The organism is Nocardia sp. NPDC004340 (genome assembly GCF_053602575.1).
Window position 1 is genome coordinate 558,667 of sequence record NZ_JBSGDW010000003.1, and the last position, 13,818, is coordinate 572,484.

Consider the following 13,818-nt stretch of genomic DNA (forward strand, 5'->3'; position numbering starts at 1 on the left):
CTCGCCACGATGCGGTGCGGTCGGTCATCGCGGCAGCTCCTGGTTCAGAGCGTCGGCGAGCGCTTTGCAGTGGCCCTCGGCGAGGTAGGCGGTGGTGTGGCGGCCGTCGGTGAGGTAGCCCTTCATCCAGGCCAGCGCGCCGCCCCAGTCCTGCCATCGATCGACGTTCCACCACGGCTGCATGCTGCGGTTCGTCGCGGTGTCGATCATGTGCTGCGCCCAGCGCGTGGCGGCTTCGGGGGAACTCAGCGAATAGAACTCGGTCATATCGGCCAAGCTGCGCAAGGGATTTCCCGCCGGGAGCGACGTGATCGGGTCGCCGGCGGCGGCGACCCACCAGGTCGGCAGGCCGGTGTCGCGTTCGCCGGAGATCCCCCAGCCGCCCGGGTCGATACCGACGCAGCGACCGCGCGGACGGGACGGGTCGGCGATCAACGCCACGCCGCGCACATCCAGTTCCGGATGCTGTCCCGCCGAAATCTCGGCCGCGACATCGCCCGCGATCTGCGCGCCCTGCGAATACCCGCCGAGCACAACGGGATTCGGGCTCGCACCGATCGCGCCGAGCAGCGCCTCACGCCCCGCCGCGCGGCTGTCCGCGTAGGTGCCGGGACTGCCGTACTCGGCGGGATAGTCGACGATGCGGGTGGTGAATTCCGCGGGGTCCAGGTCGCGCAGGAACTCCTCGCTGATGTTGTCACCGCCGTGCGGGCAGAATGTGCCGGGCACCATGAGAACGTCGATCATGACCGCACTCCGGTTCGCGCGGTGACGATTCCGCAGGCGGCCGCCAATTCGTCGGGCGACAAACCGTCGGCGCTGTTCATGTCACACGGCCCGAACGGGTCGCAGCCCTCGGGCAGTCCGCCACCCCACCCCTGTCCGTCGGTGTATTGATGCGCGACCTGTCCCGGCAGTTGCGGATCGTTGCCGTAGCCCGCCGCCACCACACGCAATCCCTCGGGCCGGGTGGGCCACATGGATGCGAAGTCGGAGGCATTGGCGTACCCGATGACCCGGCGCGGATCACCGAGCCAGTCGGCGGCCGCCCAATAGGCGCGATTGACCCCGTCGGATTGGTCGCCGGACGGATTGCCGCCCTGTTCGACATCGAGCATCACGATCATCCGCGGGTGCGGTCCCCCCGCCTCGGTGACCATGTCGATGCAGGTCCGCACCGTCTCCTGCCAATTCGGACGCCAGTAGAAATAGACGATGAAGCACGCGAGTCGCCCGGAATCGGCTGCGGCGGTGGCCCATCGATAGTTGTGCGCGAAGTGGTCGTCGCGGAATGTGCCGTCATTGCTGCGAAACGACAGCACTTCGTACGGATAGTCGTCGTTGACGGGCGCCTGAAAAGTGGACACGTCAGCGAACAAGGTGTCGGTCATGAAGTTCTCCCCCAGTACAGATCGGCGGTCTCTCCCACCGCCGATCACGAAGGTAGAACCCGATGCCCCCGATCCACCACGCATTTATTCCGAACCATCGAAAAAGACGCGGTCACACCGCTTTTCCGAGTTTCCGGACCGGACGAATCCGGCGGGGGCCATGCCCGCCGCACCGGTCCCGCGGCGTCAGGAACCGAACCAGCGCCGCCGCCGAGCGGCCGCGAATTCGGCTTTCTCCTCGGCGAATTCGGCGGATGGCCCGAGGAATGGGGCGACGGGCGCTGGGCCGGAGAGGAAGTCCGCTTCGACTTTCCCGACGAGGCCCCCGCCGAACTCGATGTGGCACGTGCCCTGTCCCAGATACCTGCCGTCGCGGGGACTGTCGTGCAGGCGGGCGATGATGTCGGCCGCGACGGTTCGGGCCGCCGTCTCGGCGAATACGCCCGCGCGGGGCACGGGGGCATCGGCGCAGTCGCCCAGTGCGTACACCCCGGGGTAGGGGGTGGCCAGGGTGGCCGCGTCGACATGGATCCAGCCGTCCACTCCCCCGGCGGTCAGCCCGGACACCTGCACGACCTCCGGAACCCGGTGCCGGGGAATGCCGATGAACAGGTCGTAGGGCAGGTCCCCGGCCCGCGTCGACGCGGTGTGCGTCGCCGGGTCCAGGGCACGCACCCGCGTTCCGGGCGTGTACTCGATGCCACGGTCGGCGAGTGCGCCGAGGATCGCGGTATTGGAGCTCGGCGACACCGGAATGGGTGAGTCCATCGGGGTGATCAGTCGCATGCGGGTGGCCTCGCGCAGGTCGCGTCGCACGAGCTCCTCATGGAGCAGCAGCGCGCCTTCGTACGGTGCCGGCGGGCACTTGAACGGGACGCTCAGGATCGACATCAGGATGGTGCCGCCGGTGAAGGCGTCGAGGCGTCGCCGCAGCCGGTGGACGCCCGCGAGCGAGTAGTACTCGTGACCGTCCTCGACGAATCCGGGGGTGGCGGCGCAGTCGTACTCCGCACCCAGCGCGACGACCAGCGTGTCCGGCGCGTACCCACCTCGATCGGTGGTGACCGTGCGGCGGGCGGGGTCGATGGCGGTGACCGTTTCACGCCGGAACTCCACGGCCGGAAGGTCGATGGCGTCATAGGGAGTCCGGACCTCGTCGACGGTGCGCCCCCGGAACAGCACGTCCAGCTTGGCGAAGCCGAAGACGAACCCTTCGGCGCAATCCAGCAAGGTCACCCGGACCTCGTCCGGTACGGACCCGGACAGACCCGCGGCGAGTTCGAGCCCACCGAACCCCGCACCGAGGATCAGAACGGTGTGCATCGTTCGAGTATGCGCCCGATCGCGTCGACCGTGTGCTCAGAATTTGCGGTACATGATTGTCGGCCCGTGACCACCGACGATGACGCAGCCTGGCGGCCTAAGCCGTGACCGGGTGGATCTTCAAGTTGCAGGTGTCGAGGGCCTCGTCCACCACTCGGGTGTCGGTCGAGTTGGGCGGGGTTACTTGGGTTTTGACGACCTTGGATTCAGGTTTGCCGTAGACACCACAGGCCACCGATTCGGCGATGGCTTTGGCGGGGTGACCGGACTTGACGACCACGGTGGGTTCGGGGTCGCCGGAGGGTTGCGGGCTCATGTATCCGGAGGCGGTGCGTTCGGCGTGGATGACCTCACCGGTGGAGGTGGTGAGGTCGAGCCCGGGGTAGCCCTTCAGGGTGCAGGCCTGCGCGGGATTGGCGATGGAGAAGGTGAGGGTGATGCCGTGGTGACTCATCGCCGCGCCCAGCCCGGTGGCGGTGACGTCGACCTGTCCTGGGGCGCAGGCGGCGATCGGGGTGTCTGCTGGCGCGGGGTTCCCGGTGGGGGCAGTGCCGGGGTTTCCGGCACTCGGACTGCCGGCACTGGGTGAGACGGCCGGGGTCGCCGAGCTCGGCTTCGCGGTCGGGGTGGCCCCATCAGTGCAGCCGGTGACGCCCGCGATCACCGTGCAGGCCAAGAGCATCGCGAATCCCGTAGAGCGCATCGCCCACCTCCGTCGTCGAATCATCGCAGCCTTTCAAGATCGACTGGGCGACCGGCTCTGTTAACCGCTGCGGCAACGGGTTTCGGATGCGCGCGACGGACCCGAGCACCCACTGGCAGCGACTGTCACAGACAATTTTCGCTCCAGATCTACCGAGCGGTCAGTTTATGAGTTAGCGTTCGAGATGTAACCGTGACCACATCGCACAGGAACTGTGCCTCCGGTCACTGCCGGTCGAGCACGCGAGAAGACGGGGGTACCGCGATGGGGCGGTTCACGAGTATCCGGCGGTCCAAGCCCGCCGTGGTGCTGGCGGTGACGCTGATGGGGGCGGCCGTGCTGCCCATGCACGGGGCGTCGGCGGATCTGCAGTCCGATATCGCCAATCAGGTGCAGCAGTTCCTCGATGTCGGACGGACGTCGGTGCCGCGCGCCGACTGCGGACCGGACTCGCTGCCGGAAACCGGTATGCAGGGCGATGTTCCGGCCGACGACCGCAACAGCGGGCGCAGCACGCTGGGGTATCGGTGCAATATGTCGTTCGTCGGCGGGTACGTCGGCAAGGGCGCGGGCATCACCTCGACCACCTACGACCACTGCTCCTACACCGGATCGCTGTTCCCGGGCAATATCCTCGGGCCCGCCCAGGGCGTGCAGGTGCTGGACGTGTCGGATCCGGCGAATCCGGTGGAGACCGGCAGCCTCACCGAGCCCGCCATGCTCGCGGGCACCTGGGAGTCGCTCAAGGTCAATGCCGAACGGAAACTGCTGGTGGGCACCGGCGTTCCGGTCGGCATCGGCGCGGGATTCCTGTCGGTGTACGACATCTCCGACTGCGCGCACCCGCGACTGCTGAACCCCGGCCCGGGCACGAATCTGATGATGCCGCTGCCGATCACGACCCACGAGGGCGGCTTCTCCCCCGACGGGCGCACCTATTGGGCCTCGGGCATCGCCCCCGGTTTCGTCAGCGCTGTCGACCTGACCGATCCGACCAACCCGCACGTGATCTGGCAGGGCCTCACCGGCATCGAGGCGCACGGGTTCGGCATCAGCCCGGACGGCAACCGTATGTACCTGTCCGCCCTGGGCGGCTTCACCGTCCTCGACATCAGCGCCGTGCAACGCCGCGACCCGAATCCGCAGGTCCCGCACCTGGGCCGGGTGTTCTGGACCGACGGCTGGGCAACCCAGCACAGCATCCCGGTCACCTACGACGGCAAGCCCTACCTGTTCACTGTCGACGAGGGCGGCGCGGGCGGGGTGAAGCTCATCGACGTCTCCGACGACACCAATCCGTCGGTGGCGGCCAAGCTGAAGCTGGAGATCAACCTGCCGGAGAACCAGGATTCGGCGATGGCCTCGGCAATGGGCGGTTCGGTGTTCTCCTACGACGCCCACTACTGCGCCGCCGACCGCCCCAACGACCCGACCGCCCTGGCCTGCGCCTGGGAGGAGTCCGGCATCCGGGTGTTCGATGTGCGGGATCCGTTCCACGTCAAGGAGATCGCCTACTTCAACCCGCCCGCACGCAAGGGCCGCAACCTGGAGTTGTGGAATTCGCCGCACGCGCTGGCCTCGATCATCGGCGTGCCGGTCATGGAGTTCCCGTCGGCGGCGCGGGCCATGCTGGAGGGCAAGTTCGATCCGAACCAGGCGCTGTCCTCGCGGACCGGCATGCTGGCCTTCGGCGACCTGTCCACCGACTGGTGCTTCTCACCGCCGGAGTGGCACGGCAACCAATTGTGGGCCACCTGCAATGACAACGGCTTCATGGTGCTGCAGCTCGCCGACGACGCGTACACCCCGCCCGCCGACCAGCACTCCGTGGTGGGGTCGTGACGGAAAGTCCCGCACCACTGCGTGATCGAGCACGGCGGCCGCTCTCGATCGCCGTGCTCGCCCTGGCCCTGCTCGCGGCCGGGATGCTGCTGCGGCCGCTGCTGATTCCCGAGAGCCATTCCGCCGCACCGGTTCTCAACCCGGTCGAGATCGGTTTCAGCCAGGACATGTGCGCGCACCACGAGCAGGCCCTGATCATGGTGCAGCGCCTGGATTCCGGGGTCGACCCGACGGTGCGCCAGCTGGCCCAGCAGATCGCCGACGCCCAGCGTCTGGAGATCGGCACCCTGCTCGGCTGGCTGCGCCTGGCCAATGCCGCACCGCAGTCCTCGCATCCGATGACGTGGATGACCACGGATTCGGTGGCGGCGCACGATCATTCGGCGATGGCGGACGGCGCCTCGATGCCCGGGATGGCCACCCAGGCCGAGCTCGACGCCCTCGCCACCGCCCGCGGCAAGGACGCCGAGGTGCTGTTCCTGCAGCTCATGCTGCGTCATCACCGCGGTGGCGTGGCCATGGCGAAGGCGGCCGATCAGCTGGTCGCGTCGGGTCCGGTGAAGGAGTCCGCGCGCGGCATGATCGCCTCGCAGTCGCAGGAAGCGGGCCTGATGACGATCATGCTCGCGCAACGCAATGCCCAACCGCTGTCGTGAGATTCCCGACCGCCCCTCGCGGCCGCGTCGTGTGCTGTACTGACCGCATGATCGAATCCGGTGGGTCGACCGAGATCGTCGACGCGGTGGTCGAGCGGTCGCTGTTGGGCGGGCCGCGCCGGTACACCCGCACCCAGGTCGCCGAACTGTCCGGAGTGCCCGTCGAGCAGGCCCGGAAATTGTGGGTGGCCCTGGGTTTCCCGGCCGCCGCCAGTGACGACGAGGTGGCGTTCACCGACAACGACGTCGCCGCGGTCCGCGCCTTCGCGGCCCTGAGCGCGGCCTCGCTGACCAATGAGCAGAGCCAGGTCGCGGCCGCCCGCACCATGGGCCAGGCGATGGCGCGCCTGGCCGAGTGGCAAGCCGATCTGATCACCCGCGAGGTCGGCGGCCGGCTCGCCGCCGCCAATGGCGCGACACCGGAGGCGAGCCGGGAAGCCACCGCGCACACCATCGCGGTGCTGGCCGAACTGCACGACTACGCCTGGCAGCGGCACCTGGCCGCGGCGCTGAGCCGCGCCCACGAATCCGGTACCGCCACAAGGCCGTTGCTGGTCGGGTTCGCGGACATGGTCGGCTACACCCGGCTGTCGCGGCACCTCGACCCGGACGAGCTCACCGAACTGCTCGACGCCTTCGAGACCACCACCACCGAGGTGATCACCGCCCACGGCGGCTGGGTCATCAAGAACGTCGGCGACGAGGTCATGTTCGCCGCCGAGCACCCCCGCGCCGGCGCGCGCATCGGCCTGGACATGCAACAGGCGATCGCCCGTGCGGCCCAGACGATCCCGGAGATGCCGCAGATCCGCGTCGGCCTGGCCTACGGCCCGGTCCTGACCCGCTTCGGCGACCTCTACGGCACCGTCGTCAATGTCGCCGCCCGCCTCACCGGCGTGGCCCGCCCCGGCACGGTCCTCGCCGACGACGGCGCGGCCGCCCAGCTCGACGCCGACCCCGACCTGACCCTGCGCCACCTGCGCAGCGTCCGCGTGAAAGGCATCTCGCGCCTGCGTTCCCACGTGGTCCGCGAGCGCAAACGCCGCTAGTCCCCGAGCGGCCACCGCACACCTCGCCGGGTGTGAAATGTCACGGGAACGCGTGATCGCGGCCTGGGTATCGTCAGTCGTGATGATCGGCCACGGCGGCCGGGAAAGGCTGGGCCTCCCACGATGACGCAGGCGCAAGCGCTCACCCTTCCCGCGCACATCCACGGCTACCCGCAGATCGTGTTCGGCGGCTACCTCGCGGGCCTGCTGGCCGAGCGGTCCGGCGCGGACACCGTGCGCGTCGACTTCCGGCGCCCGGTCATGGTCGGCACCCCGATCCTGCTGTCGCGTCCCGAGCACGGTCACGCGATCTGCACCGCCACCGACGACACCTTGCTGGTGGAGGCCACGCCCACCACCCTGGCCCTCGACCCGCCGCCCGCCCCGTCGTGGGCGGCGGCGAAATCCGCTGTCGAGCTCAGCCTGTCGGGCGATCGGACGGTCACCGACTGCTACGGCTGCGGGTTGGCCTGCGAACCCGGCCTGGGTCTGCGCTTGTTCCCGTCGGAACTGCCGGGGCACCAGCAGATGGCCGCCACCTGGACTCCCGACGCGCGGCTGGCCGACGAGTCCGGCGAGCTCCCGCCCGAGGTGGTCTGGTCGGCGCTCGACTGCCCCGGCGGGCGCGCCGCGTTCGTGTTCTCCCATATGCGCGGCGGCGCGTTCACCGCCGCGCTCAGCGCGACCCTGCTCCGGCCCGTGTACGCCGGGAACGACTACATCTCCCACGCCTGGGTCATCGCCCGCGAGGGCCGCAAACACACTGTCGGAGTGGCGCTCTCGACCGCGGACGGCGACCTGTGCGCCGTCTCCGAGGCGCTCTGGATCGAACCGCGCCAGGACTGATCGCCACCCCGCTCCACGGAGACAGCGACGGGGCGGGCAAGTCGCCCGCCCCGGCACCGGATCAGAGGTTGCCGACGGTGTGTTCGAGCCGTTCGGCGACCAGCTGACGCGCCTTCTCGCGCAGGATGGGCCGATATCCGCTGGGGTACACCGGATCCGCGGGCGCGTACGCCTTCAGCACCTCCTTGGCCAAGGTGATCTTGTGGACCTCGGTCGGTCCATCCGCGATGGCCATGATCTGCGCGTAGGTCATCATGTCGGTGAACGGCAGGTCGGTGCTGACGCCGATCGCGCCGTGCAGGTGCATGGCCCGCTGGGCGATGTCGTGCATGACCTTCGGCATGGCGACCTTGATGGCGGCGATGTCGTGACGCACCTTGCGGTAGTCCTGCTCCTGGTCGATGCGCCACGCGGTGCGCAGCACCAGCAGCCGGAACTGCTCCATCTCGATCCAGGATTCGGCGATCTTCTCCTGCGTCATCTGCTTGCCGCCGAGATTGCCCTTGCCCATCGGGCGGGACACGGCGCGCTCGCACATCATGTCGAAGGCCTTGCGCACCAACGCGACCGTGCGCATGGCGTGGTGGACGCGGCCGCCGCCGAGACGTGTCTGGGCCACGATGAATCCGAGTCCCTCCGCGCCCAGCAGCGAGTCCGCGGGAATGCGGACATCGGTGAACCGCAGGTGCCCTTCGTGCTCGCTGAAACCGGGCACCGTGAAGTTCTTCACGATCTCCAGGCCCGGGGTGTCGGCGGGCACGATGAACATCGACAGCCGCTGATGCGGCGGCGCGTCCGGGTCGGTCACCGCCATGACGATATGGAAGGTGGCGAATTCGGCGGCGGAGTTGAACCACTTCTCGCCGTTGATGACCCACTCGTCGCCCTCCCGCACCGCGCGGGTCCGGAACGCCGTCGGATCCGACCCGCCGGTCGGCTCGGTCATGACGTAGCAGGACCCGATCTCGCCGTCGAGCAACGGCCGCAGGTACTTCGCCTTCTGCTCGGGCGTGCCGAAGTGCGCGAGGATCTCGGCGTTACCGGAATCCGGCGCCTGACAGCCGAACACCAGCGGCGCCCACTGCGAGGTCCCGAGCACCTCGTTGAGCAGCGCCAGCTTCAACTGCCCGTAGCCGGGGCCCCCGAGTTCGGGCCCCAGGTGGCAGGCCCACAGATGCTGTTCCTTCACCTTCTCCTGCAGCGGCTGCATGAGCGCCCGGATCTCCGGGTCGGTGCGGTCGTACGGGTTCGGGTAGATCAGGTCGAGGGGTTCCACCTCGGTCCGGACGAACTCCGCGACCCAGTCCAGTTTCTTCTGATACTCCGGATCGGTGCCGAAATCCCAAGCCATGGTCAGCCTTTCGTGGTCTTGCGCGGTTGGATGAGCCCGTCCAGGACGGTGGTGCAGAGGATGCCGGCGATCTCGTCGGGCGTGTGCTGCCCGCCTGGCCGGTACCAGAAGGTCACCGAATTGAGCATGCCGAGCACGCCATTGGTGACCACGTGGTCGGCGGTGCGCAGCACGCCCGCCGCGGTGCCCGCGTCGATGACCTGCTGCCACAGGTGCTGGATGCGGTCGCGCAGGTCCTGGAGTTCGCGCGCCCGATCACCGTTGAGCGCGGACACGTCGCGCAGCTGGATGGCGACGGCGGCGCGGTTCGCGATGATCATCACCACGTGCGAGTGGATCAGTCTGCGCAGCTTGGTGACCGGATGGTCGGGACCGTGCGCGATCTGCTCGGCCTCGCCCAGCATGAGCCGGGTGTAGTCGCCGAGGATCTGCCACAGCAGCTCCTCCTTGGACCCGATGTGGTAGTACAGGGCACCGCGCTGCACCCCGGCCCGATCCCCGATCTCGGCGACGCCGGTGCCGTGGAAGCCCTTCTCCGCGAACAACTCCAGCGCGGCGGCCACGATCCGCTCCCGGGTCTCCCCCGGCCCGGCCTCGGAGGCGGGCGGGCGGCCGCGGCGGCGGGCCGGGACGGCGGCGGTCATCGGAATCCACCGTCCAGGGCCAGGGTCGCGCCGGTGCAGTAGGCGGAGGCGTCGGAGGCGAAGAACAGCGCCGCCCCGACGATGTCGGCCGGGACGCCGAGGCGGCCGACCGCGGTGTGCCGCGCCAGTTCGGTGCGCATCTCCGCGGGCCACGCCTTGGCGATATCGGTGTCGAAGGGCCCGCAGCGAATCGTGTTGACCCGCACCGCCGGTCCGTAGGTGTGGACGAAACCCCCGGTCAGCGTCTCGAGCCCGGCCTTGGCGGCCGCGTAGGGCACCGCGAGCGGTTCGGGATGGGCGGCTTCGATCGAAGATATATTCACGATCGATCCCCCGCCCGCCGCCGCCATGCGCGCGCCGATGAGCGCCGAAAGCCGGAACGGCCCCTTCAGATTGGTGGCGATCACCTTGTCGAACATGGCCTCGGAAACCTGGTCCAAGCTGGGATAGAGCAGCGACATCCCCGCGTTGTTGACCAACACGTCGACACGCCCGAACTCCTCATGGGCCGCGTCGGCGAGCGTCTCGCACTGCCCCCAATCGCCCACATTGCAGGCCACGGCCAGGGCGCGCTGCCCTGTGGCGTCGCGCACTTCCCGCGCCAGTTCCTCACACGCGTCGAGCTTGCGGCTGGCGATCACGACATCGGATCCGGCGGCCGCGAACGCCCGCACCATCTCCCGCCCGAGCCCGCGGCTGCCGCCTGTTACCACAGAGACCTTGCCCGACAAGGCTTTTCCCATGAATCGCACCTTCGCGTCGCGCCCCCGGAAAATGTTCCACCCAGTACATTAAATGTACCGATCGATACAAACAACCCCCATCGCCCGAGGCCTCCACCCCGAGGCCGGGGAATAACGCCCCGTACCGGCGAGTAATATGACGGGCGTACTTTTTCACCCGGCTTCTCGAAATGAGGCAGTAGATGACAGAGCGGATTCAGGTCGGCGGGCTGCAGGTTGCCAAGGTGCTCCACGATTTCGTGGAGAACGAGGCCCTCCCCGGCACCGGAGTTGATTCCGCCGCGTTCTGGTCGGGTGCCGAGGCCGTCATCAATGACCTCGCCCCCCGCAACCGCGCACTGCTGGCGGAACGCGACGACATCCAAGCCAAGATCGACGAGTGGCACCGCGCGAACCCGGGCGCAGGCTACGACAAGGCTGCCTACAAGCAGTTCCTCACCGAGATCGGCTATCTCCGTCCCGAACCGGCCGACTTCCAGATCGGTACCGAGAACGTGGACGCCGAAATCGCCACCCAGGCAGGACCGCAGCTGGTCGTGCCGGTGATGAACGCCCGCTTCGCCATCAATGCCGCGAACGCGCGCTGGGGCTCGCTCTACGACGCCCTGTACGGCACCGACGCCATCTCCGAGGCCAACGGCGCGGAGAAGGGCTCGGGCTACAACAAGGTCCGCGGTGACAAGGTCATCGAGTGGGCCCGCAACTTCCTCGACGACGCGGTGCCGCTGATCACCGGCTCGCACGTCGGCTCCACCAAGTACTCGATCGAGGACGGCGAGCTCGTGGTCGGCCTCGAGGACGGCACCGAGATCGGCCTGGCCGACAACGATGTTCTCGTCGGCTACGTGGGCGACCCGGCCAACCCGACTTCGGTGCTGCTGAAGCACAACGGGCTGCACATCGAGATCCAGATCGACCCGTCCTCCCCCATCGGCTCCACCGACACCGCCGGTGTCAAGGACCTGGTGCTGGAGTCCGCGGTCACCACGATCATGGACTTCGAGGACTCGGTCGCGGCCGTGGACGCCGAGGACAAGGTCCTCTGCTACCACAACTGGCTGGGCCTGATGAAGGGCGACCTGGCCGAGACGGTCACCAAGGTCGGCAAGACCTTCACCCGCACCATGAACCCGGACCGCGTCTACACCGCGATCGACGGCGGCGAGCTCGTGCTGCACGGCCGTTCGCTGCTGTTCGTGCGCAACGTCGGTCACCTGATGACCTCCGACGCGATCATCGACGCCCAGGGCAACGAGATCCCCGAGGGCATCATGGACGGCCTGATCACCGTCCTGATCGCCAAGCACGCGCTCGACGCCGCGGGCGACGAGTCCGCGAAGCGCAACACCCGCACCGGCTCGATCTACATCGTGAAGCCGAAGATGCACGGCCCGGACGAGGTGGCCTTCACCAACGAGCTGTTCGGCCGCATCGAAGAGGTCGTGGGCCTGCCGGTCAACACCCTCAAGGTCGGGATCATGGACGAGGAGCGCCGCACCACGGTGAACCTGAAGGCGTCCATCCACGCCGCCAAGGACCGCGTGGTGTTCATCAACACCGGCTTCCTGGACCGCACCGGCGACGAGATCCACACCTCCATGGAGGCCGGGCCGATGGTCCGCAAGGCCGAGATGAAGGGCCAGCAGTGGATCAAGTCCTACGAGGACTGGAACGTCGACACCGGTCTGGCCACCGGCCTGCCCGGCAAGGCGCAGATCGGTAAGGGCATGTGGGCCATGCCGGATCTGATGGCCGAGATGCTCGTCCAGAAGATCGGCCACCCGAAGTCGGGCGCCAACACCGCCTGGGTGCCCTCGCCCACCGCCGCCACCCTGCACGCCACCCACTACCACCTGGTGGACGTGTTCAAGCGGCAGGCCGAGATCGCCAAGGGCGGCCCGCGCGCCACCGTCGACGAGATCCTCGAGATCCCGCTCGCCCCGAACACCGACTGGTCCGCCGAGGAGATCCAGCAGGAGCTGGACAACAACTCGCAGGGCATCCTCGGCTACGTGGTGCGCTGGATCGACCAGGGCGTCGGTTGCTCGAAGGTGCCCGACATCAAGGACATCGGCCTCATGGAGGACCGCGCCACGCTGCGCATCTCCAGCCAGCTGATGGCCAACTGGCTGCGCCACGGCATCGTCACCGAGAAGGACGTCATCGCCTCGCTCGAGCGCATGGCCCCCGTCGTCGACCGCCAGAACGCCGGCGACTCGTCGTACTTCGCCATGGCTCCGGACTTCAACGCCTCCATCGCCTTCCAGGCGGCGAAGGAACTGGTCCTCGAGGGCACCACCCAGCCCAACGGCTACACCGAGCCGATCCTGCACCGCCGCCGCCGTGAGGCCAAGGCGTTCAACAAGAGCGTGTAGGAATCAGCCGCTTCGGCGCATGACAGGGAATCCCCGGTCGACCACGGTCGGCCGGGGATTCCCCCTTTTCCCGGACCTGCCCCTGAAATCCGGGGCGGCCGAGCCAGGTGTGAAAAGCGTTGATTCCAAATATGATCCGGCGATGATCAACTCCTCGCGGATCGCTCGCGCCGGGCTGCTCGGCGCGCCGGCGCTCGCGCTGCCATTGCTGTTGACCCCGACCGCCCATGCCGCCATCGACAATTTCGGCGTCGATTGCGGGACACCCGCCGTGCCCTGCCACGTATCGATCACGACCAAGGGGGCCGACCGGCTCAGCCCGGTGACCTTGACGGTCAACGGCACCGTCATCGGCCAGGACACCCCGTATACCAGCGCGGACGGGCTCAATGGGTTCGCGCAGATCACCTGGACCCCACCGGCCGTGGGCGCGTACACCTTGACGGTCACCCAGGGCGCCTCCTCGCGTTCGGTCAATGTGAGCATCTGCCCGAAGAATCCGTCGACCTATCCCGACATCTCGTTCTCACCGGGATCCGCCGTGTCGAGCGCGTGCGGCATCATCGGCAGCGCCGTGAACTCCGGCTCCGCGTCGGGTTCGGCCGCGGCCGTGCTGCCGATCTTCAGCGGCTCCGCGGGCATGTGATCGCGCTTCGACTTCGTTTGAGCTGCAACGGAATCCCCGGTCGATCCCCGTCGACCGGGGATTCCCCATTTCGGAGCAGGTCGGATACGCTGCGCAGCGTCAATCACCCCGAGCATGAGGATTTATCGATGGGTTCTGCCGTTCTCGAGATCGTCAATGTCATCCTGACCCACGTCAACGCGACCGTGTCGTGGTTCACCTCGGGCTCGGCGGGCCCGATCCCGCTGTAAGACCGCGCGGACGACAGCG

The 13,818-nt window shown here is 68.2% G+C and carries 13 protein-coding genes; 6 read left to right on the forward strand and 7 right to left on the reverse strand.

Annotated elements, in window-relative coordinates; genetic code table 11:
- Nucleotides 1-24: 24 nt before the first annotated feature.
- The 4 genes from ACWEOI_RS14675 to ACWEOI_RS14690 form a co-directional block, all read right to left on the reverse strand.
- Nucleotides 25-747 (reverse strand): alpha/beta fold hydrolase, encoded by a 723-nt coding sequence (locus ACWEOI_RS14675; RefSeq protein WP_452359895.1) that lies wholly within the window; start codon nucleotides 745-747, stop codon nucleotides 25-27.
- Entirely contained in the window at nucleotides 744-1,391 is a 648-nt protein-coding gene (locus ACWEOI_RS14680; RefSeq protein WP_433666186.1) for a hypothetical protein, read from the reverse strand. Before ACWEOI_RS14680 ends, ACWEOI_RS14675 begins: the two co-directional genes overlap by 4 nt.
- A gap of 186 nt (nucleotides 1,392-1,577) precedes the next feature.
- Nucleotides 1,578-2,714, reverse strand: coding sequence for an FAD-dependent oxidoreductase (locus tag ACWEOI_RS14685; protein WP_433666187.1), 1,137 nt, complete (start codon nucleotides 2,712-2,714; stop codon nucleotides 1,578-1,580).
- Nucleotides 2,715-2,811: 97 nt separating this feature from the next.
- Nucleotides 2,812-3,417 (reverse strand): DUF4232 domain-containing protein, encoded by a 606-nt coding sequence (locus ACWEOI_RS14690; protein ID WP_452359896.1) that lies wholly within the window; start codon nucleotides 3,415-3,417, stop codon nucleotides 2,812-2,814.
- Nucleotides 3,418-3,681: 264 nt separating this feature from the next.
- Here ACWEOI_RS14690 and ACWEOI_RS14695 point away from each other — a divergent pair, with 264 nt between their 5' ends.
- The 4 genes from ACWEOI_RS14695 to ACWEOI_RS14710 all read left to right on the forward strand — a co-directional run bounded on the left by ACWEOI_RS14695 (nucleotide 3,682) and on the right by ACWEOI_RS14710 (nucleotide 7,810).
- A complete protein-coding gene (locus ACWEOI_RS14695; protein WP_433666189.1) occupies nucleotides 3,682-5,259 on the forward strand; it encodes an LVIVD repeat-containing protein in 1,578 nt (525 codons plus the stop codon).
- 83 nt (nucleotides 5,260-5,342) lie between these two features.
- Entirely contained in the window at nucleotides 5,343-5,915 is a 573-nt protein-coding gene (locus ACWEOI_RS14700) for a DUF305 domain-containing protein (protein ID WP_452360150.1), read from the forward strand.
- Nucleotides 5,916-5,962: 47 nt separating this feature from the next.
- A complete protein-coding gene (locus tag ACWEOI_RS14705) occupies nucleotides 5,963-6,964 on the forward strand; it encodes an adenylate/guanylate cyclase domain-containing protein (RefSeq protein WP_433666190.1) in 1,002 nt (333 codons plus the stop codon).
- Nucleotides 6,965-7,087: 123 nt separating this feature from the next.
- Nucleotides 7,088-7,810, forward strand: coding sequence for a PaaI family thioesterase (locus ACWEOI_RS14710; RefSeq protein WP_433666191.1), 723 nt, complete (start codon nucleotides 7,088-7,090; stop codon nucleotides 7,808-7,810).
- 61 nt (nucleotides 7,811-7,871) lie between these two features.
- Here the strand turns inward: ACWEOI_RS14710 and ACWEOI_RS14715 are convergent, their stop codons facing one another.
- From ACWEOI_RS14715 to ACWEOI_RS14725, 3 genes are read right to left on the reverse strand one after another with little or no spacing between them, the layout of a single operon-like run.
- Entirely contained in the window at nucleotides 7,872-9,161 is a 1,290-nt protein-coding gene (locus tag ACWEOI_RS14715; protein ID WP_452359897.1) for an acyl-CoA dehydrogenase family protein, read from the reverse strand.
- A gap of 2 nt (nucleotides 9,162-9,163) precedes the next feature.
- On the reverse strand, nucleotides 9,164-9,805 hold the full coding sequence (locus ACWEOI_RS14720) for a TetR/AcrR family transcriptional regulator (RefSeq protein ID WP_452359898.1): 642 nt from the start codon (nucleotides 9,803-9,805) through the stop codon (nucleotides 9,164-9,166).
- Nucleotides 9,802-10,548, reverse strand: a complete 747-nt coding sequence (locus ACWEOI_RS14725; protein WP_452359899.1) for an SDR family NAD(P)-dependent oxidoreductase — start codon at nucleotides 10,546-10,548, stop codon at nucleotides 9,802-9,804. Before ACWEOI_RS14725 ends, ACWEOI_RS14720 begins: the two co-directional genes overlap by 4 nt.
- 182 nt (nucleotides 10,549-10,730) lie before the next feature.
- On the opposite strand from ACWEOI_RS14725, the gene ACWEOI_RS14730 reads away from it, so the two are divergent.
- Together ACWEOI_RS14730 and ACWEOI_RS14735 are read left to right on the forward strand one after the other, a co-directional pair.
- Complete coding sequence (locus ACWEOI_RS14730) at nucleotides 10,731-12,923, forward strand: malate synthase G (protein ID WP_452359900.1); 2,193 nt, start codon at nucleotides 10,731-10,733, stop codon at nucleotides 12,921-12,923.
- Nucleotides 12,924-13,065: 142 nt separating this feature from the next.
- On the forward strand, nucleotides 13,066-13,569 hold the full coding sequence (locus ACWEOI_RS14735; protein ID WP_379280341.1) for a hypothetical protein: 504 nt from the start codon (nucleotides 13,066-13,068) through the stop codon (nucleotides 13,567-13,569).
- Nucleotides 13,570-13,818: the final 249 nt, after the last annotated feature.